This is a genomic window from Laspinema olomoucense D3b, assembly GCF_025370785.1.
Lineage (GTDB): Bacteria > Cyanobacteriota > Cyanobacteriia > Cyanobacteriales > Laspinemataceae > Laspinema > Laspinema olomoucense.
The window spans coordinates 41,186-61,097 of sequence record NZ_JAMXFA010000039.1; the positions used below are offsets into that span (position 1 = coordinate 41,186).

At 47.3% G+C, this 19,912-nt stretch carries 18 protein-coding genes; 13 read left to right on the top strand and 5 right to left on the bottom strand.

All coding sequences use genetic code 11. The annotated features are described in order from the left end of the window. The first annotated feature begins 609 nt into the window (after positions 1-609). Positions 610-909 carry a hypothetical protein gene (locus NG792_RS23015; RefSeq protein ID WP_261236936.1) on the top strand — a complete coding sequence of 100 codons (300 nt, stop codon included), beginning with the start codon at positions 610-612 and terminating at the stop codon, positions 907-909. A gap of 290 nt (positions 910-1,199) precedes the next feature. Here NG792_RS23015 and NG792_RS23020 read toward each other — a convergent pair whose 3' ends face one another. After that, positions 1,200-2,402: an esterase-like activity of phytase family protein gene (locus NG792_RS23020; protein WP_261236937.1), complete on the bottom strand. Its 1,203-nt coding sequence runs from the start codon at positions 2,400-2,402 to the stop codon at positions 1,200-1,202. Between the two features lie 128 nt (positions 2,403-2,530). On the opposite strand from NG792_RS23020, the gene NG792_RS23025 reads away from it, so the two are divergent. The 4 genes from NG792_RS23025 to NG792_RS23040 all read left to right on the top strand — a co-directional run bounded on the left by NG792_RS23025 (position 2,531) and on the right by NG792_RS23040 (position 7,307). Next, positions 2,531-3,826, top strand: a complete 1,296-nt coding sequence (locus NG792_RS23025) for a tetratricopeptide repeat protein (RefSeq protein ID WP_261236938.1) — start codon at positions 2,531-2,533, stop codon at positions 3,824-3,826. 3 nt (positions 3,827-3,829) lie between these two features. Then, positions 3,830-5,290 carry an aminotransferase class I/II-fold pyridoxal phosphate-dependent enzyme gene (locus tag NG792_RS23030; RefSeq protein WP_261236939.1) on the top strand — a complete coding sequence of 487 codons (1,461 nt, stop codon included), beginning with the start codon at positions 3,830-3,832 and terminating at the stop codon, positions 5,288-5,290. A gap of 308 nt (positions 5,291-5,598) precedes the next feature. After that, entirely contained in the window at positions 5,599-6,201 is a 603-nt protein-coding gene (gene cbiT / locus NG792_RS23035) for a precorrin-6Y C5,15-methyltransferase subunit CbiT (protein WP_261199171.1), read from the top strand. A gap of 200 nt (positions 6,202-6,401) precedes the next feature. Continuing rightward, a complete protein-coding gene (locus NG792_RS23040; RefSeq protein WP_261199173.1) occupies positions 6,402-7,307 on the top strand; it encodes a phosphatidate cytidylyltransferase in 906 nt (301 codons plus the stop codon). Between the two features lie 11 nt (positions 7,308-7,318). On the opposite strand, the gene NG792_RS23045 is transcribed toward NG792_RS23040, so the two are convergent. Continuing rightward, on the bottom strand, positions 7,319-8,113 hold the full coding sequence (locus NG792_RS23045; protein ID WP_261236940.1) for an LmeA family phospholipid-binding protein: 795 nt from the start codon (positions 8,111-8,113) through the stop codon (positions 7,319-7,321). 267 nt (positions 8,114-8,380) lie between these two features. On the opposite strand from NG792_RS23045, the gene NG792_RS23050 reads away from it, so the two are divergent. Both NG792_RS23050 and NG792_RS23055 read left to right on the top strand, forming a co-directional pair. Beyond that, positions 8,381-9,175 carry a pseudouridine synthase gene (locus tag NG792_RS23050; RefSeq protein ID WP_261199175.1) on the top strand — a complete coding sequence of 265 codons (795 nt, stop codon included), beginning with the start codon at positions 8,381-8,383 and terminating at the stop codon, positions 9,173-9,175. Beyond that, positions 9,172-9,966: a helix-turn-helix domain-containing protein gene (locus NG792_RS23055; protein WP_261199176.1), complete on the top strand. Its 795-nt coding sequence runs from the start codon at positions 9,172-9,174 to the stop codon at positions 9,964-9,966. Before NG792_RS23050 ends, NG792_RS23055 begins: the two co-directional genes overlap by 4 nt. 168 nt (positions 9,967-10,134) lie before the next feature. On the opposite strand, the gene malQ is transcribed toward NG792_RS23055, so the two are convergent. After that, positions 10,135-11,640: a 4-alpha-glucanotransferase gene (gene malQ, locus NG792_RS23060; protein ID WP_261236946.1), complete on the bottom strand. Its 1,506-nt coding sequence runs from the start codon at positions 11,638-11,640 to the stop codon at positions 10,135-10,137. A gap of 185 nt (positions 11,641-11,825) precedes the next feature. On the opposite strand from malQ, the gene NG792_RS23065 reads away from it, so the two are divergent. The 3 genes from NG792_RS23065 to NG792_RS23075 all read left to right on the top strand — a co-directional run bounded on the left by NG792_RS23065 (position 11,826) and on the right by NG792_RS23075 (position 16,614). Continuing rightward, positions 11,826-12,254, top strand: a complete 429-nt coding sequence (locus tag NG792_RS23065; RefSeq protein ID WP_261199178.1) for an NUDIX hydrolase — start codon at positions 11,826-11,828, stop codon at positions 12,252-12,254. Between the two features lie 94 nt (positions 12,255-12,348). Continuing rightward, positions 12,349-12,507, top strand: a complete 159-nt coding sequence (locus NG792_RS23070) for a hypothetical protein (RefSeq protein WP_261236941.1) — start codon at positions 12,349-12,351, stop codon at positions 12,505-12,507. A gap of 708 nt (positions 12,508-13,215) precedes the next feature. Next, on the top strand, positions 13,216-16,614 hold the full coding sequence (locus NG792_RS23075) for a sensor domain-containing diguanylate cyclase (protein WP_261236942.1): 3,399 nt from the start codon (positions 13,216-13,218) through the stop codon (positions 16,612-16,614). Here the strand turns inward: NG792_RS23075 and NG792_RS23080 are convergent. Further along, entirely contained in the window at positions 16,611-16,790 is a 180-nt protein-coding gene (locus tag NG792_RS23080) for a hypothetical protein (RefSeq protein ID WP_261236943.1), read from the bottom strand. The two genes, NG792_RS23075 and NG792_RS23080, sit on opposite strands and share 4 nt — an antisense overlap. A gap of 243 nt (positions 16,791-17,033) precedes the next feature. On the opposite strand from NG792_RS23080, the gene NG792_RS23085 reads away from it, so the two are divergent. The 3 genes from NG792_RS23085 to fcmC all read left to right on the top strand — a co-directional run bounded on the left by NG792_RS23085 (position 17,034) and on the right by fcmC (position 19,156). Then, positions 17,034-17,438: a RidA family protein gene (locus NG792_RS23085; protein ID WP_261199181.1), complete on the top strand. Its 405-nt coding sequence runs from the start codon at positions 17,034-17,036 to the stop codon at positions 17,436-17,438. Positions 17,439-17,525: 87 nt separating this feature from the next. Continuing rightward, positions 17,526-18,662 (top strand): filament morphology actin-like protein FcmB, encoded by a 1,137-nt coding sequence (fcmB, locus tag NG792_RS23090; RefSeq protein ID WP_261199182.1) that lies wholly within the window; start codon positions 17,526-17,528, stop codon positions 18,660-18,662. Then, positions 18,662-19,156 carry a filament morphology membrane protein FcmC gene (gene fcmC / locus NG792_RS23095; RefSeq protein WP_261236944.1) on the top strand — a complete coding sequence of 165 codons (495 nt, stop codon included), beginning with the start codon at positions 18,662-18,664 and terminating at the stop codon, positions 19,154-19,156. The genes fcmB and fcmC overlap by 1 nt, the downstream gene beginning before the upstream one ends. A 155-nt stretch (positions 19,157-19,311) precedes the next feature. Here the strand turns inward: fcmC and NG792_RS23100 are convergent, their stop codons facing one another. Next, complete coding sequence (locus NG792_RS23100) at positions 19,312-19,815, bottom strand: CHAT domain-containing protein (RefSeq protein WP_261236945.1); 504 nt, start codon at positions 19,813-19,815, stop codon at positions 19,312-19,314. Positions 19,816-19,912 lie beyond the last annotated feature (97 nt).

Sequence of the window (19,912 nt, forward strand, 5' to 3'; positions counted from 1 at the left end):
AGGCCCCACCTTATCCTCATCACAACCCAGACCCCTGTTAAACACCCAACCCCTCGGTACTCACCCCATCCCGAGGGAATGCTCCCAAACTCTGCCTTAATCAACCCCCTTTTCTCCCTTTAAGCAGGCGAGTAATTGTCCTCCCCTAGAGGGATTCCCTCCCTGCCTCACAGCGAGCCTCTAATCTCCAAGTTATCCGAAACTTAAAAAGATTGAATGAGTCATATATAGGGCTTTCCTCCCTAACTAAAGTTGCCTCACTCAGAGCTACAAAACTTCCGTAGAGTTTTTCATACCCTCCCTACTGACTCTGGGCGGTCTATCCCTCTACATTCCCCGAACTTACCTCTTTAGATAGAGGCAGTTTTTAAACCCATCAGACTATCCTGGACATAGTGGAGCAATCTCAATGACCTGGGCAGGGATCAACTGAAAATCCAGGATTCAGGCAGAAGGTGCGGCAAAGTCCCCTAAATTTTATGACTACTTATTAATTGCATTCCCCCAGGGCTTGCCCCCTTAAATTTACTCCCCTAAAGTCGCCCCCCTCAACTTACTAACAGATGATAAAAAGGGCAATTTAATACTTATTAAAACAAGGAATCGTCTATGCAAGCTCTTGAAAGTATTCACACTTTCCCTAAATCTTCCTTCCCTAACTATTCAGTTAAGCAGATCTTCCCTTCTACCGAGAAAAACGCTAAGATGGGACACGCTGATATTTTACCCCAATCAGATATTGCCGAGTTATTTTTCTCAGTGTGGCAACGCCATGAAATGACCGAAGCAAATCGTCAAAGGTTAAAATTTGCTTTGTTAAGTTATGCTGAACTGAACGACTCCGACTATAGACTAATTAATCGTATCTTACACGCCATAAAACGCGGATGGATTAAAATGGTAGAGTAAGTTCACCTAGAACTCAATAAAACTGGCTGATTTTTCTGACCCTACATGGGCCAGCGTATCCAGGAAGAGCCGTAGATAAAAGTCGTTAAATTTGTGAATTTTTAGGGTTCAGGTGAAAATTTAATATAAATCAATTGACGATTAATGCCTTCAGACGACTGAGGGCATTAATTTTTGCAGTTCAGTGATGGGGAATTCCCGGGGGGACAGGTGCATCAGACTCATAAATTCTATCTCTAAGTGATAACCGATAGAGCTGATACACCTGACTAAAACTCTGGGGAAAAACCCTAAAATTTTAACCGAAATAATAAAATCTGATTCACTTGATCAGGACTAAAATTATCATCACTGACCATGATTAAACTTTGACTGCCGTCGGCCAACCGGGGTCCAAGGGTCATCCCTTCTAGATTGTCTAACTCAATTCCTAAATCTTGTAAGTTTAAAAGCAATCGCTTCTTAATGGGTTCAACTTTCTTCAGTTCCCCTTTTAAACTGGCAATTCGGGAAGTATCGGTGGCGCTGCCGGTTTGAATTTCAAAAATTTTGGCACCAAACCCCAGAAACCCAAAATTGCGCTCTAAACTGAGCAAATGCCCTCCCTGTTCTAAAGCTAATAATTCCGATAACCCCTGGTAAAGACTCCAGCGCACCGTATCGTCAAGGGTGTAAAGATTTTCAGAAATTAAGATTGGGGGTCCATCGGAGATTAGATAATGAAGTAAACGGTTTTTGGGGGGCATATCGGCGTCGAGTTCATCCAAATCTTGAATGAGGGGTGCTTCTGTTACGGTAAACAGGCGATAGGGATCAACCGTGGCATCCCCAAATCCTCGGGGATTGAGGGTGAGGGACTCTAACCCTAAATTATCTTGGATACCTTGGGTGGGGTTCTCAGGATTATCTGGGATGTAGCGTTTGGGAAGGGTGATATCCCGGACAAATTGGCCGGTTTCGAGGTTGATTTCGTGGATAAAGGGTGCCAACCCTTTGCGAGTAATCCCCTCGCTGGCGATATAAACGCTGTTGGGTGAAGCAAAGGCGATGCCTTCTGCATCCATTTCACCGATGGGATAGGGGTTGCCGTCTTTTGCTTTGAGAAGGGTGACGGATTCGATTTCAACGCTGGCGATTTTGGGCGTATCGGAACTGTTAGAATCCAAATTCAGTTTAAGGGTATAGAAGCGGGGGGGGGCATAATCTCCGCGATCGTCTGAGATGACGTAGAAGCGATCGCGTTGGCGATCGTAGGTGATGCCGGATAATCCACCAACGGGCGTATCCTGAAATGGACGTTTCGGCAGTTCATAGTCGTCTAAAAATTCTAGGGACAAGTCGAGAAATATGCGCTCTTGTGCATTGACTTGGGGCAAAGCACAGGCGGTTAATACCGTCGATAGCACCAGTGCCAATGCCATCACCCAGGGGAAAATTTGAAATTTGCGCCAGTTCACGATCGCCTCCAACCCTTGAAAATCTAAACAGTCCAATTTTTAATTTAACAAATTGGCGGTGAAATTGCGAGGGTTCCTCTATCTTTAATCAATCCCGAACCCCATTTATGTAGAGCGATTAAATTGAACGATTAACCAGTCGAGTAAGTGCAAAAATAAACTAGATGAAAATTATAACGGGAGTAAAATGTGGAGGAAATCCTTACCCCATCGGCCCAATCCGACTATACCGAAACCGGGCTTATTTGGGGTTATGTTTGGGAATTTTAGGCTTGACTTTTTCCGGGTTTAATGCTTTAACCGCCGTGGGTCAACCGGAAAATTCTGCACCACCACTGCTGCCGCCAAATCCTTTGGAAGTGCTGATTCCCGACCCCTTAGTGCCGAATCCTCCCAAGAAAAATCAATCCTTAACCCCGGAAGAACTTCGGGAGTTAGAATTGGCTTTAAATGTTTTAGATGCAGAAGCTACCGCCGAGTTAGCGGCGGGAAATAAACCAGAAGCGTTTACGATTTGGTATCGAGAATTGCGGTTATGGCGGTATTTCGGACCCTTGCCGGAGGTGCGGGCTTTAACTCGGGTGGGGGCGACTGCCTGGGAACAATCAGAAATTACGGCACTGCAAGCAATTGATGCTAGACTCAAGGTCATTTATCAAACTTATTGTCTCAGTCCTCAAGTTTGTGAATTGCCTCTGTTACAAGCATTAGTGACGGGATTTGAAACCGTGCGATCGCGGGATTTAGCCCTAACAGTTTATCAGCAATTACTCACCGATGCACGCGATCGCAACGATGCCTCCGCAGAAGAATCCATCCTCACCAATATGGGTCGCCTCTATCTGGAAAAACTGGATTATGTCAATGCGTCAACACCCTATCAAGGATTACTCTCCTTTGCGGTACAACGACGCGATCGCCTCCAAGAATTGTCCTATCTTGAACAACTCGCTTTTATCTACACCCAGGCGAATGATTCCCCAGGGGCGATCGCCACAAGGGAACGACTGGTCACCCTTTATAATAACCCCCAAGATATTGCCAAAATCCCTCAACTTAAGCTGGCGATCGCCACAGATTATGAACGTCTCGGGCAACTGCAAACCGCGATCTCTAGCTACGAACAAGCCTATACCTTCGCCTGGACTCAACAACAATTTTACATCGCCAGCGATGCCCTAGAGCACCTCGCCCGCCTCTATACCACACTAGAACAATTTGGTGCTGCCTTAGAAGTTTATGAAGCTTTATTAATCGTTGAGCGTCGTGCCTACAACTTATATGGGATAATGGATACTTACGATCGCCTCGGTCAACTTCATCAGCGACAAAATGCCTATCCCCAGGCCATCCAAGCCTTTCAAAATGGATTAGAGGTGGCCAGACAACTCAAATATCAAGAGGCATATTTCACTGAACAAATTGACCGCCTCGTTCGTCGATCGCGTCCATTATTCTAATTCATGTTCCAGGATCACCGTCAAGCCCCCTTATTAGAAACCCTCGCCCGCTGTGCCCGCACACCGGACACGCCCTTCTATGCACCCGGACACAAACGGGGGCGAGGAATTCCTCAATCTCTGAGCAATCTGTTAGGAACTTCGGTCTTTTTAGCCGATTTACCTGAACTGCCCGACCTGGATAATTTATTTGCACCAACCGGGGCGATCGCCTCCGCCCAGGAACTTGCAGCCGATGCTTTTGGAGCCTCTCAAACCTGGTTTTTAGTTAATGGTTCCACCGCTGGAATTATTGCCGCAATTCTGGCAACAGTGCGCCCAGGTGAAAAAATTATTCTGCCTAGAAATGTCCATCAATCTGTAATTTCTGGCTTGATTTTATCCGGGGCATTGCCGGTTTTTATCGCCCCTGAATTTGACCCAATCTGGGGTTTAGCCCTGAGTATCACTCCCGCATCTGTCGCCGAGGCATTAGCAACCCATCCTGATGCGAAAGCGGTGATGATGGTTTATCCCACCTATCAGGGGGTATGCGGCGATATTCAGGCGATCGCCAAGGTGACTCACCAATTTGGCATTCCCCTGTTGGTAGATGAAGCGCATGGGCCTCATTTTGCCTTTCATCCGGATTTACCTGCCCCGGCCCTAGTTGCCGGGGCAGACTTATCCGTGCAATCAATTCACAAAGTGCTCGGGGCGATGACTCAGGCATCGATGCTGCATATCCAAGGCGATCGCATTGATGTCAATCGATTAAGTCAAAGTTTGCAGTTGATGCAATCCACCAGTCCCAGTTATTTACTCCTGGCGTCCTTAGATGCAGCAAGGCAACAAATGGCGCTACAAGGTCCAGAATTGATGACCCAAACCCTGGCCCTAGGCAGTCGCGCCCGGGAGGAAATTGCCCAAATCCCCGGGTTAGCGGTGTTAACGCCGCCTGAACCGAGAATTCCGGGATTTGTAGCAGGCGATCGCACCCGTCTGACGGTGGGGGTTTGGGAGTGGGGACTGAGTGGGTATGAAGTCGATGAAATGCTTCAGGAACGGTTTGGGGTCACCTGTGAGTTACCGTCCCCAGACCATTTAACCTTTATTATCAGCTTGGGGAACACCTCGGCAGATATTGACCAACTCGTCCAAGGTTTCTCGACCCTCTCCCAGGATTATTGCCACAACCGGCGATCGGTTTCCCTTCACCCTCTCCCGCCCTCTCCTGCCCTTTCCCTATGTCCGAGGGATGCGTTTTTCGCGCTTGTGGAAGCAATCCCCATTACCGAGGCGATCGCGAGGGTCAGTGCTGAGTTAGTATGTCCATATCCCCCGGGAATCCCAATTTTGATGCCCTCCGAGGTGATTACCTTAGAGGCAGTCGCCTATTTGCAACAAGTGCTCGCCCAGGGAGGTATCCTCACTGGATGTAGCGATCGCACTCTAACCACCCTTAAAGTGGTTAAAACTGGATAACCTGGATAGAAATAATCCAAAAATCGGTTAAACCTATTCCGATTTAATTTCTCATTTAATCCGATAATTTATAAATTTAGCCTGCTTTCAGGATTATTTTAATTAAAATTATTGGGGTTAACAATTCCTGATTGTTAAGACGAGTAGGTTGGGCAATGCCCACATGACTTACGGTGGGCATTGCCCAACCTACAATTGGTTATTTTTTAAATCAATGATTTAGGGCTTGAGATTAATTTAAAAATTAGATTAAACAAACTGCAAATTTCCATTAAAATTATCCATAAGATTTTGAAATAAATATTATTATGAATTCTGGAATTTGGCCTTATATTACCCCGGGTATTGCGGATGATTTATTCGAGAGGTTGCCGGGAATTCCGATGAGCAAACGGGAAACCAGATTGCTCTTACTCTCCCACCTGCGTCTGCAATCCGAATCAGTCTTATGGGATATCGGGGCAGGAACAGGAACCATCCCAGTAGAAGCAGGATTACTCTGTCCGAACGGGCGGATTTTAGCCGTAGAACGAGATGAGGAAGTGGCGGCATTAATTCGGGCCAACTGCGATCGCTTCGGGGTTCAAAATGTAGAAGTCATCGAAGGCAGTGCGCCGGAATGTCTGGCCCAGTTACCCCATGCCCCGAATCGCGTCTGTATTGAAGGAGGACGTCCCATTAAAACCATCTTAGAAAAAGTCTGGTCCTACTTACTCCCCGAAGGGCGAGTTGTTGCCACTGCCGCGAGTCTGGAAAATCTCTATGCCATTTCTGAAAGCTTTGCTGAGTTACAAGTGCGCAATGTGGAGGTGGTCCAGTCCTCCTTCAACCGCTTAGAAGGAAGGGGAACTCATCAAAGTTTTGTGGCGGTTGACCCCATCTTTATTCTGAGTGGTGAAAAGCTCGATTAAGATTCAGCCCAGTTTACCAGATTCTCTTGAATTAGACCTCTTGCAGAATGACAAACAGATGACCCCATCCCCCCGGGAACCAGCGGTACAGTTTTGTGGGTGGGTTCCGTAATATCAGGAAACGCTGACAAGACCGAGGCGTTTTTCAATGATGCAAGAAATCTATTTGGCTAATACTAGATTAACTATAAAATTGTTCTATGCCTTTGTCTCGAATTCTCAGTACCATTGTTGCTCTAATCCTAGTGCTAGGTACGACCTTCCTAGGAGGTTGGTACTTTACGGTCGGTTTCTCCATTCTGGTCTATCTTGCTCATTGGGAATACTTGGAACTTGTCCGGGCTAAAGGGATTTACCCCGCCGCAAAAACGAGTTTATTTCTAAGTCTGGCCTTGGTCGTGCTTTCCACCCAAAATTCCCAGTTGACCGATGCCCTCTTGCCGATCGCCGGAACCTGTATTTGTTTCTATCTGCTGTTTAAGCCGAAAATGGCAACGATCGCCGATTTAGCCGCCTCCATTCTCGGCCTATTTTATATCGGTTATTTACCTAGTTTTTGGTTGCGCTTACGCACTCTAGGGTCTGAGGCGGCCAGTAATCTCCCCTTGGGTGGCTATTGGCCCCAAACCTGGCCTGATTTTTCAGACCTCCCCACCGGGTTGAGTGTCACTTTGCTGTCGTTTATTTGTATTTCTATGGCCGATTCTGCCGCTTATGTCGGTGGCAAGTGGTTGGGACGGACTCATTTTTCCGATATCAGTCCCAAAAAGACCGTGGAAGGGGCAGTATTTGGAATCCTCGGCAGTGTGATTTTGGCAACTCTCGGGGCGAAGTATCTCAATTGGCCCTTCTGGGGAGGGACTGGGGTGGCATTTGGGTTACTACTCGGGATTGCCAGCTTGATGGGAGATTTAATCGAATCCCTGATGAAGCGCGATGCAGGAGTGAAAGATTCCGGTAAGCTGATTCCGGGTCACGGGGGAATCCTAGACCGGGTGGATAGTTATATTTTTACCGCTCCTTTTGTTTATTACTTTATTACCCTGTTGTTGCCATTGCTCTTGCAATGGATCGAGTTTTCTTCGGCAGTAAGCGGGTCCTCCTGATGCCGAACCCGTTAAGGCAGAACCGTTAGTTCCCCCTGACAGATTAGCCCGCTTTCGGTGAACGAGAGCTCGGAAATAGCCACATCGGACCCTAGGGGTAAGATAACGGTTTCTAATGGGATTACCGCTGAGTCTGAAAGAATTTGAATCGTGGGATTGAGAAAGTGCAATTTTGAGGGGTTAGCTAGTTGCAACCGGGTTTCCAGGAGAAAGGGTTGCGCTGCTTGGGAAGGGGGGTGGAAACTTCCTTGGAAGATGAGGGTTTCGTCCGAGGAAAGGATTGCAGCGCCCTGCCAGGTGAGGGTCGGTTCTGAGTTCCAAAAGAGGGCAGCGGCGAAGAGGGGGAAGAATAAGGGAGTGAAGGCATCGGCAATCAAGGGCGATCGCATGGAGGCATTGAGATCTGCTTCTGTCAGATGTAACCGGGCCACCACGGGAACCGGGTCCTGAAGGCGCAAGGATTTCCCGCGCATGATGTCCATCAGATTGACCTGAATGCCAGTCCCCTGGACCTCTAGGGTACTCAGATGCAGACCTTGATAGATGACACCGGACCCGGATAGAGAAACCTGGGGAATCACCCCTTGGAGGATTTGGCGATCGCCTCCGTTAATCTGCACCTCTAATTCGCCGACGGATTCCACCTGCGATCGCAACCACAATTGCACCGCCCTGGAGAGGACCCAACCGATGCGCGACTGAGAGGGAGGGATGGGAAAAGTCACGGGTAAACCCTCTTGGGTTGGGGATAATTCCAGGCGATCGCTGGACACAGAAGCTAATTTTATAATTTCTTTTTCGCGCATAAATATTCTCAATGTAATTCCCCAGGCGCAACGCCTTACAATCAGGGAGGTCAGCGAGCATCCGTAAAATCTTGGGGCATCCAGCAGCACCCACAACCGGACGGATGGGGCATTTGAGTGGTTCTAACCCCTAGTTTTCCGTTGTGACCGCTTGTATTCTCCCCGATCCTGTAATATTTGTACATAGTTCAGTCTGGCAGTTTGCCCGGTGGACTCAACCTCTAAAAACTGTTAGAAAAAAAGCGAGAACGCGCAGCCGTCCAAAACATGGATGCTAGACTGCAAAAAATCCTATCTGAGTGGGGCATTGCCTCACGCCGTCAAGCTGAAAAAATGATTGAACAGGGACGGGTCCAAGTGAATGGCGAAATTGCCCAAATGGGGCAGAAAGCCGACCCTCAACGCGATCGCATCCAAGTCGATGGCATCCCCATCAACCCCGGCGATCGTCCCAGTCCCCTTTACTTGTTGTTAAACAAACCCACCGGCGTTGTTTCCACCTGCGCCGATCCCCAAGGTCGCACCACCGTGCTCGATCTCCTCCCTGCTGATTTACGACAAGAGAAAGGTCTTCATCCCGTTGGACGGTTAGATTTTGACTCCACAGGAGCATTACTGCTGACCAATGACGGCGAACTGACCTTCCAACTCACCCATCCCCGGCATAGCATTCCCAAAACCTACCATGTAACCGTTGCCGGAGAACCTCGGGAATCCACCTTGGAAGCATGGCGTCGTGGTGTCGTCCTAGACGGCAAAAAAACCCGACCCGCTTCGGTGCGCATCCTCGATCGCCGAGATCCCGCCCAAACTCAGCTCGAAGTGATTCTCTGTGAAGGCAGAAATCGCCAAATTCGCCGGGTTGCTGAGTTGTTAGGATACCCGGTCATCCACTTACACCGCACCGCCATCGGCTCGATTCATCTTAACCCACCCGGGGAAGCTCCCTTGCCCCACGGCTACTACCGCCCCTTGAACCCCTCTGAGATATGTTTCTTACAAAGTCAAGTCTCCCTAAACTCCGTAAATTTGCCAGCAGATACTCAGGAACCGGCCCTATGAAGAAGCCTAAACCTAAAGCCATCCTGAAACCACGGCAGGATCCATCGGTCAAGCTGGCCGAGATGGGTGCTTACTTACGGCAAGTGCGGGAGTCTCAGTCGATGACCCTTGAACAAGTCGCCGCGAAAACGATGATTCGAGTTAGTCTGCTGCGATCGATTGAAGAAGGGCAACTTTATAAGCTCCCCGAACCTATTTATGTTCAGGGTTTTCTCTTGCGGTTTGCTGAAGCCCTGGGTTTAAATGGCGTTGAGTTTGCTAAAACCTTTCCCATCATTTCGACCTGGCGAAAGCAGAAAATAGCCCAGTGGTATTTACCCATACCTAGAGTGCGACCGATTCATCTGTACCTGATTTATATCCTGATGATTATTGGAGCAGTCACCGGGTTATCTGGATTTGTCGAAACTACGGCGATGCCAAAATCCACCGGACAGGCACAGGAAACGACTGACGCTGTAGGGAGTTCTGAATCCGCCACGGCTAAAAAACCCACTAACCCAACTCCCGCCTCTCAAACCCGTGGGACCAGTCAGTCCAATTCCGACGCCCCGGTCAGGGTTGGATTGATTGTTCAGGACAGTTCCTGGGTTCAAATTATCGCTGACGGTAAAACTGCCTTTGAAGGCACGTTACAACAAGGAACGGAACGCAGTTGGGAAGCAAAAAAACAACTGGTTATCCTAGCGGGCAATGCCGGTGGGGTACTCATGGCTGTCAATAACAAGCAAGCCAAACTCATGGGTAAACCTGGGGTTGCCGAAGAGGTGATTGTGCAGGCAGAACCCTAAAGAGTCGGTACAGTAAGGATTAGAAACCGGGTTTCTTCAGAAAATTTGTTGCAAAAAAGTAACAAATCTCGGCGAGGAACCCGGTTTCTTGTTTTTTGGAGTTAAAACTGTAGCCAGTCCTAGAGGGTCGGGACGGGATTGGTTCCCAAGCCTTACTATTTCAAGGCCCTAGTATCGTCTGCGACCATAGGTTTCCGTGAGCATTTTCAGGCGATCGCGCAGGTCCCAAGTCAGCACTTCCCCGCGATAACGCCACCCCCAATTCCCTTCCGCCAATCCAGGGGTATTCATCCGCGCATCGCTGCCTAGTCCCAACAAATCCTGCAAGGGAATCAGGGCTTGATTCGCCACGGAAGACAATGCTTGTCGAATCAGTTGCCAGTGAATGCCTTCCTCGGAAACGGGTCCTAAATAGGATAAAACACCCCACCGTTCATGGTCCGATAGTTTTTCAAACCATCCCACCGTCGTATCATTATCGTGAGTCCCGGTATAAACCACACAGTTGCGCGAGTAATAGTTAATCGGTAAATAGGGATTCCCCGGTCCCGATCCAAAGGCAAAGTGTAAAATTTTCATCCCTGGAAACTCGAACTCGTCTCGTAGCGCTTCCACTTCTGGAGTAATCACGCCTAAATCTTCCGCAATAATCGGCAGGCTACCTAAGCGTTCTTCCACGGTCTTCAGTAAGGCCGAACCGGGTGCCGCAATCCACTTTCCGTTCATGGCGGTGGTTTCCCCTTGGCGCACGCACCAGAAGGACTCTAGGCCCCGGAAATGGTCGATGCGAATGATATCCACATAACTCAGCATGGATTGGAAGCGCTTGACCCACCAATCAAAATTTTGTTTTTCCAGGCGCTTCCACAGGTAGACCGGGTTACCCCACAATTGCCCCGTTGCACTGAAATAATCGGGCGGGACTCCGGCCATTCCTGCCGGTTCTCCTGTTTTGACGTCCAGACAAAAAATGTCTGGATTAGCCCAAACATCGGCGCTATCGTGAGCGACATAGATGGGAATATCTCCGATAATTTGGATGCCTCGTTCGTTGGCGTAGCGTTTGAGGTCGGACCACTGCCGGAAAAATTGATATTGCAGGAATTTTTGGAAAAAGATTTCTCCGGTTAACTGTCGCCCCCATTTGTCTAAGGCTTCGGGTTCCCGCTTGGCAATGTCAGGTTCCCACTGATACCAGCTTTTGCCATCCATTGCGCCTTTAATCGCCATGAATAAGGCATAATCATCAAGCCAATAGGCTTTGTCATGACAAAATTCTTGAAATTCCTGTTGTTGCTGGGGAGAAGCCTGGGCTTTGAAGGTTTGGCAGGCTTGTTGTAATAGGGGCATTTTGATGGCGATCGCTTGGTCAAAATCGACCCAATCTGCGGGAAACTCGGGCAGGTGATTAAAGTCCCAGTCTGCCAGCAGTTGGTCATCCCGCAGGCGATCGGGACTAATCAACATCGGGTTTCCTGCCATCGCGGAATAGGACAAATAGGGAGAATTGCCAAACCCCGTAGGTCCTAGCGGCAAAATCTGCCAGTAAAGTTGGTAACTCTCTGCTAAAAAGTCAACGAAGCGATAAGCAGCTTCGCCAAGGTCACCGATACCAAACCGACTGGGAAATGAAGTGGGGTGGAGTAGAATACCGCTAGATCTGGGGAAGGGCATGGTGTATGTACCACTGGAAAATAACTTAAGCGTGGTTGCCCAATAGTTCACTGGGCTACCGACTCTCAACTTTATCACGGGACGGGTCACGAGATCGCGGCGATCGCCCGGTTGAAACTCGATTACAAATCAGCCCGTATCCCCGCTAACAGCCATTCTAAACCTATCAACTTTAAAATCTAGCTATGACTTATCGCAATCCCACTCCGACTGTTGACATCATTATTGAGCTAGGCGATCGCCCGGGTCGTCCCATTATCCTGATCGAGCGTCGCAATGAGCCTTTGGGTTGGGCACTTCCCGGTGGTTTTGTCGATTATGGGGAATCTGTAGAAACTGCGGCGATCCGTGAGGCGAAAGAAGAAATCGGTTTAGATGTCGAACTCATCGAACAATTTCATGTTTATTCTGACCCCAATCGGGATCCGCGTCAGCATACTTTAAGTGTCGTTTTTTTAGCAATGGCGACGGGGGAACCCCAAGCGGCAGATGATGCCAAAAATTTAGAGTGTTTTGAGTTTTGGCGCATTCCCACAAATCTTTGTTTTGACCACGATCGCATCCTTAAGGATTATGGGCGCTATCGAAACTATGGGATCAGACCCCGGATTTAAGGCGATCGCCACGGCATCTGTCGGGGAACCGCAAAACATAAAATAGCCCAAACCCGTACCCTTGAGGGTGCGGGTTTTTATAGACTTTGGAGAATTGGATGGAGTATCACAGTTCGTTTCCCACCCCACCAGGTCCTACCAAACCGATGCGATCGCCTTACAGGCCCTGGAAATAGTCGATCTGACTGGATTGCGCTTAAAACGGTACTCGATTGATCCGAACTTCCCCAACCCCTCGGTTTGGGTCTCTTAAAAATCTTAACGGTGCGATCGCTCTGTTGCTATTTTTCTTTAAAGACGAAATATTTCCCCACTCCCAAAGCCATATCACTCAAAGTGATTTAGATTTTTATTAATGTCATCATCAATCCTCCGGCAATCACCTTTCCTCAATTCGTACCGCCCTTTGCCACTCCCAAGTGCCAATGCGCCCTGAACCTTGACTTAGAATAGAGTTTCTAATCCCCCTCAGCGGGAATGGCATCCTCGTTAAGGACAGCCGGTTTCATTAGGGGAACAGGTTGGCTTCCGTCTATTCCGGTTTTCTCCTCCCTTGTCAGTAGAACCCCGGGCTAGAGTCCTAGAGGAAATAGTCTGGATCAAGCTCACGCTCAACCCTTCCCCCCACCCAGCCATTAGGGGTGGTTTATTATTACTAAATAGGTTTCTTATAAAAATGGTAAAACCCTTATTTAAAACCCATCTTTCTTTCTTACATTGGTTAGCCAATTTAGTAAAATTTATTCTTGATTTTATTAAAGAAAGTTTTTGTAAACTTTTATTTTGGAGGAGAAACAAGGTTGAAATATTTACAGTTTAAAAAATTACAGATTTATTTAATTAAATAATTAAATTTTTACTAAAATAACCACTTCTGATGATTCGTTGTAAAACCCAAATTTAATAGTAAAATTCACTCTATTAAAGGGTAATAAAATTCAGAGTAAAAAAGGGGAGGGTTATGAACCTTGATCGCCAATTTAGTCAAACCCATGATTCCGTCAGCCCGGGTGGAACCATTCACAATGGATACTTTCAAATCATAGTTGAACGAGCCACGATTGGGTTAGCGCTTTGGGACTTGACTGGAAAATTCTTGCAAACCAACCCTTTTTTACAAACCATGCTGGGGTATGAGGCAGAAGAACTATTGCATCTGAAATATTGCCAGATTACTCATCCCGATGACTTTCAAGTCGAGGAGGCTCTCATCCAAGACTGTATCGCCCGCAAAAGAGAGGGATATGAAATAGAAAAAAGATTAATCTGCAAAAATGGAAAAGAAATCTGGGTCAAACAGAACCTATCCATGATGCTAGACGGGGCCGGAAATCCACAATTTACTGTGGGAATTATTAAAAATATTTTACAAGCCGTTCCCCTGAAAACCCAGGCTCAAAAACTTGCAGAAAAATACCAAATCATTTTCGATATTTCGCCGGTGGGGATTTCAGTTACAGACTCGGAGGGTAATATCATAGAATCCAATTTGGCTGCATTAGATGATTTAGATACCCTGCTTGTAAATTCCCCAGAAGAGGCCAAACCTCACAGAGATTACCCGCCTATTTTGAGGGAAGGTATGCCGCTGAATCTCAAAGAACTTTCCCGACGGCTGGCTTTAACAGAAAATGCTGAAAACCAAGTTATCCAAAGTTTACAAGTTGGAATTACCTCAGCCGAAGAAGAAGTAGACGGGCTGAATATTACAGCCGTACCGATTCGGTTAGAAAACTATGGGTTGGTAATTGCCTATATCCATATAGGCAGAGGTAAAAAAGCAGAAATAGAGTTAAAATTAAGTGAACTGCAATTTAAAAAAGCAGTGGAAAATTTTCCCGACACCTTTGTAATTTATGATGCCGATCGCCGCATTCAGTTTATTAATGATGAAGGCATCCGAGCCAGTGGTTATACTAAAGAACAAATTCTCAATCGCCGGGATGAAGAATTATTTTCTCCAGCAATCACCGATAATTATCTCCCCCTACTCCAGCAAGCTATTGAGACAAAAACCCCTCAAAAAGGAGAATGCACCATTGCGGTAAATGATGCCCAATGGAGCGCCGCGATCGCTTACATTCCATTACTCAATGAGAGGGGGGAACTTTATCAGATTTTAGGAATCACCCATGATATCACTGAACGCAAGCGGGCGGAAGAATCTTTAATTAAAAGTGAAACCACCAATCGAGCCTTACTCAATACCATCCCCGATTTAATGTTTAGAGTAAAAGGAGATGGAACATACTTAGATTTTAAACCGGCTAATTTTAGCAATTTAATCAAACCACAAATTTTTCAAGGCTTAAAAGTGGTGGATGTCATGCCGCCAGCCATTGCCGAAAGCTCCATGAAATATATTCAAAAAACATTGGAAACTGGAGAAATACAGGTGTTTGAATATCAACTAGAAATCAGCGGTGAACTTTCCGTTTATGAAGCTAGACTGATTGCCAGTGGCGATGATGAAGTTTTGGGAATTGTGCGAGATATTACAGCGCGTAAAAATGCGGACCGAGAAAAGAATCAACTGATTGAATCCCTCCAGAAGAGTGAAGCCAATCTCGCCCGCGCACAAAGAGTCGCTCATGTGGGAAGCTGGGAATATGAGGTGGAATCTAAAAAAATCACAGTTTCTGAAGAATTTTTAAGAATATTTGACTTCCCCTTGAATTCAGGGGTAAGCTATCTTCAACTGGTGAAGCAGCTACACCGAAAAGATAGAAACACTTGGAGTAAGCTGATTCGAGAAGCCCTGGAACAAGGAAGTGCCAATGAAGTTGAACTAAGAATTTGGCAAGGCGATCGCACGCTCCGTTATATTGAAGCGAGGGCCGAGGCAGTATTTAATGAAACGGGAAAACCCATTAGGCTCTTTGGAACCGCCTTAGATATCACCGAACAGAAAAAAGCCCAAGCTGCCCTCGCTGAATCCGAAGCCAAATATCGCTCCTTAATGAACGATGCAGGAGATGCGATTTTACTGATGGATTTGGAGGGTAATTTTTTAGAATCCAACAAAAAAGCCGAGGAACTATTAGGTTATACCAAAGAAGAATTAGTTACTCTCCACGCCAGTCAAATCTTGCCCCCGGAAGAACGGGAAAGAGTGATTGCAATGTTTGCATTAACGGCAAAAATCGGAGGCGGATGGCTGCCGAATACCCAAGTGCGCCAAAAAGATGGGGAAACTCTCTGGGCGGATATTAGTTGCAGCGTTGTCCAATGGGGAGAGGGTCTGAAAGTTCAGCAGGCGATCCTTCGGGATATTACTTATCGGGTTCATATTGAAGCCTCTTTAAGAGAACAAGCGGACCGAGAACGGTTGATATCCGCTATGCAAGAGCGGATCCGACAGTCTTTGGATTTGAAAGAGATTTTACAAACAACGGTGGTCCAGGTGAGGCAATTTTTACAGTGCGATCGCGTGGCAATTTGTCGCTTAAGCTCGGATTGCACTGGCGAGATGGTAGCGGAATCAGTTAATTCAGAATACTGCTCGATTTTAGGACTCACCATTCACGATCCATTATTAGTACACAAGGATTTACCCCCCCAAGAGTTGGGAGGAATTTATCAGGTAGAGGATATTACTCAAGCTTGGGTGAGCGAGTCTCAGGTGAATTTTTTAACTGAGGTGGAAGTCAAGGCGATGTTAATGGTACCCATTGTGCAAAGTAGTGGGTTATGGGGATTACTGATTGCGCACCACTGTGCCGCACCCCGACGATGGCAGCAGTCGGAAATTAAGTTGCTCAGTCAACTAGCAACCCAGGTGGGAATTGCTACCCAACAATCCCAACTGTATGAACAGCTCAAAGAAGCGAATCAACAGTTACGACAACTGGCAACTCGGGATGGATTAACGCTGTTATCAAATCGGCGTCATTTTAATGAATATTTAGAACGCGAATGGCGACAGATGGAGCGCGATCGCACCCCACTTTCGTTGATTCTGTGCGATATTGACTTTTTCAAACCCTATAATGACACCTACGGTCATCAAGCTGGGGATGAATGTCTTAAACAAGTTGCAGTTGCCATTCAAAAAGCCAGCCAAAGGCCCTTAGATTTTGTGGCGCGGTATGGCGGAGAAGAATTTGCGGTGATTTTACCGGATACCGATGGGAATGGCGCACTGGCGGTGGGGGAAAACATCCGCAAGGCGGTGAAAGGATTACAGGTTCCTCATCGGGCTTCTCCCACCTGTGGATACATTACTTTGAGTGTGGGAATTGCTACGGTGACGCCTGGAGTTGAGTCGTCTTTGGAGACCCTGATTCAAGAAGCCGATCGCGCCCTCTATCGAGCGAAGGACCAGGGCCGCGATTGTTCAGTTCATTATGGTCAGATTTAACAGGGTTCTATCCATCGGCGATCGCCTCCGCCACTTCCCTCGGATGCTCCTGCTAAAATAGATGGCGATTCCACCTGTACCCCTTGGGGTAAACTATGAAAGGCTGTTTTTTTGAAGTCCCTCTGTGATGGCGAACTGCTTCGATGGCATAAGATGGCGATCGCCAGGGGGCGCAAAAAATAGCCCAGTGGAAATAGGGGTCAGGATAATCGACGCGATCGCGCCGTTCCTTCTGAGTTAATGTTGATTCCTGAAGTCGTTTGGGTCAACGGGCAGAACAAGGGAAAGACCCAGGGAGAATGCGATCGTTAATCTAGGTAAAATATCCGGGAACACAGGATTAAAAATGTGTTTTCCATGCCAATTCACAAGCCAGATCAACCGTCCGGGTATAACCCGTTCTTGAAAATCCAATCTCAATGACTAAAACAATCATTCAGACAGACCAAGCACCCGCACCCGTTGGGCCTTACAATCAAGCGATTGTTGCAACGGGTCCGTTCGTCTTTGTGGCGGGTCAAATCTGCCTAGACCCCAATACCGGGACCCTAGTCGGCGAGGGTGATGTGGTCAAACAGACTATCCAAGTGATGGCCAATCTAAATGCTATCCTCACCGCTGCCGGTGCCACCTTTCAGGATGTGGTAAAAACCACGGTTTTTTTGGCAGATATGAATGATTTTGCTGCCATGAATGCGGTTTATGCTAAATATTTCGATGAAGCCACGGCACCAGCCCGCGCAACAGTCCAAGTGTCACGTTTACCTAAAGATGTACTCGTTGAGATTGACTGTATTGCGGTGATTGAAGGAACTGCTGGATAGTCTTAAGATTTAAAAACAGCAAAATCCTGATATCTTAGGGGTTTGGTGGCAAGATACTGGTAAATTTAGGGGAGGTTATAAAATTTAATGACGATCCAACAGCCTACAAATACGGTAGTTACTAGCAAAGCGTCTAGTAATTCCTTTAGAACTTCCATTCTGAGCGTTGATTTGGGCCGGACGGCGACCAAAGCTTGTGTCAGCCGGGATCCCAACCAAGTGGTATTTATTCCGTCTAATGTGGCCCAAGTCCCTGTAGAAAAAGTGCGCGGTGGGGAATTTGAATCTCGGCCTACGGATCCGTTATTGGATATGTGGTTGGAGTATCAAGGACGAGGTTATGCGATCGGTCAGTTGGCGGCTGACTTTGGCGCAAGTCTCGGGGTTGGCGAACGGAAAGTGGAAAATGCCCTGGTGAAAGTGCTTGCCAGTGCCGCTTACTTTGGACTCAAAGATGATTTAGTGGTTGTCCTGGGTCTGCCCTATCATTCTCAAGAAGAGTTTGAGCGGGAAAAAGAGGAAATTACCAGTTTGCTGACTTCGCCTCATGTGATGAGCTATCGTGGTGAGCAAGTGACCCTGAATATCACTAAAGTTTGGGTGATGCCGGAAGGATATGGCAGCTTAATCTGGTGTGAAGCTCAGGAGAAGGTGGATAAAAAAGGTGTATCCCCGGAATTTGCCAAGACTTCGGTGGCGATCGTGGATATCGGACATCAAACCGCTGACTTTTTAATGGTCGATAATTTCCGGTTCGCACGCGGGGCCTCCAAGAGCGAACCCTTTGCCATGAGCGAGTTTTACAAGCGCGTCGGCACTGAAGTAGAAAAGGCATATAGCCAAGCACCGATTAGCGTGGATAGTCAATCCTTGTCCTTAATCGATGCCGTGAATAAACCCAGGGGTCAACGGTTCTTCCGTCCTCGTGGCGCATCCAAACCGACGAATTTGGATGATTTTCTGCCCAACTTGCGAGAATTATTTGCCCGGGAACTGTCGGATTTGTTGATTAAGTGGTTACCGGAACGGGTCACTGACGTGATTTTGACCGGCGGTGGCGGGGAATTTTTCTCCGATGCCCTCAAACCGTTAGTTGAACAAGCGGGTTTGAAAGTTCATCTGGCCCAACCGTCCCGTCCGGCGAATGCTGTGGGACAATATTTGTATGGAGAGGCTCAACTTGCCTCCTCTTCGTACACTCGCTCCTCTAAGGCTGGAAGTTAATGGTTTTTTGGTTAAGCAAGACGAAGAAACGGGTCGGATTTACCGATGAGGTAGCCGACCAAACCTTGTTAGCGGTTGTGCACAAAGAGTTACAAAACCAACCGCACAAGAGTTTCGGCGACTTGTGTAAAGAAGCCCTATGGCATTATTTGTATGTCCCCGAATCGGTAAAACCGACCCGGAAATCAGCAGAGGCTTCGGACAGCATTGCTGAGTTACAAGGACAATTAAGGTCCTTAGAGGAACGGGTAGCTGCAAGGGAGGCGAGTCGATTGGATGCACTGGAACAGCAGTTGCAACAATTGAGCTTGCAGGTGGGACAGTTGGCGATCGCCCTCAATCAACGGGGAAATTATCAACCACCTGCACAAACCTATCTGGAACCCATCCCGGAACCCCAACCGGAACCAGAACCGGAACCGGAACCCGTCGCCCCCCCCAAACCCGTGGACCCCTTACTCCAACGACTCAGTTCCTTCATCGATGATTTCTAAGTCGGTATCAATGGGGTAGAAAAAATCAGGATACAATCTGCAAGCATCAGGAGTCAAAAGTTTTTAAAACCTTTGACTCCTGACTCTTTTTGGGAAGATTTTGTCAAGAATTGGAGGAGTTAGACCCGCATCAATATAGCCCACCACCTCAGCATTCATCGCAATCCCTGGCAAGTAAACGCTGCCCAAAATAGTGGATGAGCGAAGGGATATTCTTCTACACCATTTTTGAGTGGGGAAATATTCTCCATGACCTGAAAGTACATTAAATACTTACCCTCCCACTCTAAATATTCAGCAGAATTAGGCTCATATTCATCTATTTTGCTTTCCGCTTCCATCATCGCCTGGTAGGTTTTGCTATAGATTTCAGCAAGATTGTTTCGAGTTAAAGTTCTCAATTTGATTTGAGATTGGCGCAGAGATTCAGGGCAGTTGCAGCCTTCTTGTCGGTACTGGTGGTAGAAGATAGAAAACAGTGCAGTGCCTAAGTCATCGACTTCCCAAAGCGTATTAACAACTCTCCTGCCCCCAGCACATAAAAATCCGGCTGAAATTGTCAATATATCATCCGTCATGATTTCAGAAAATCCCAGACCTGTTTCACAGCAAGACAGGATAACATCTGACAGTTGAGGAAGTCGCCATGCAGGAGTCAAGAGTTCACCTAATGTAATACCAGGGCAAGCTCATCTAATTTGGTATAAATTGTACTTGACAAAAAAGCAATTATAGGGTTTGCCCCATTTAATGATG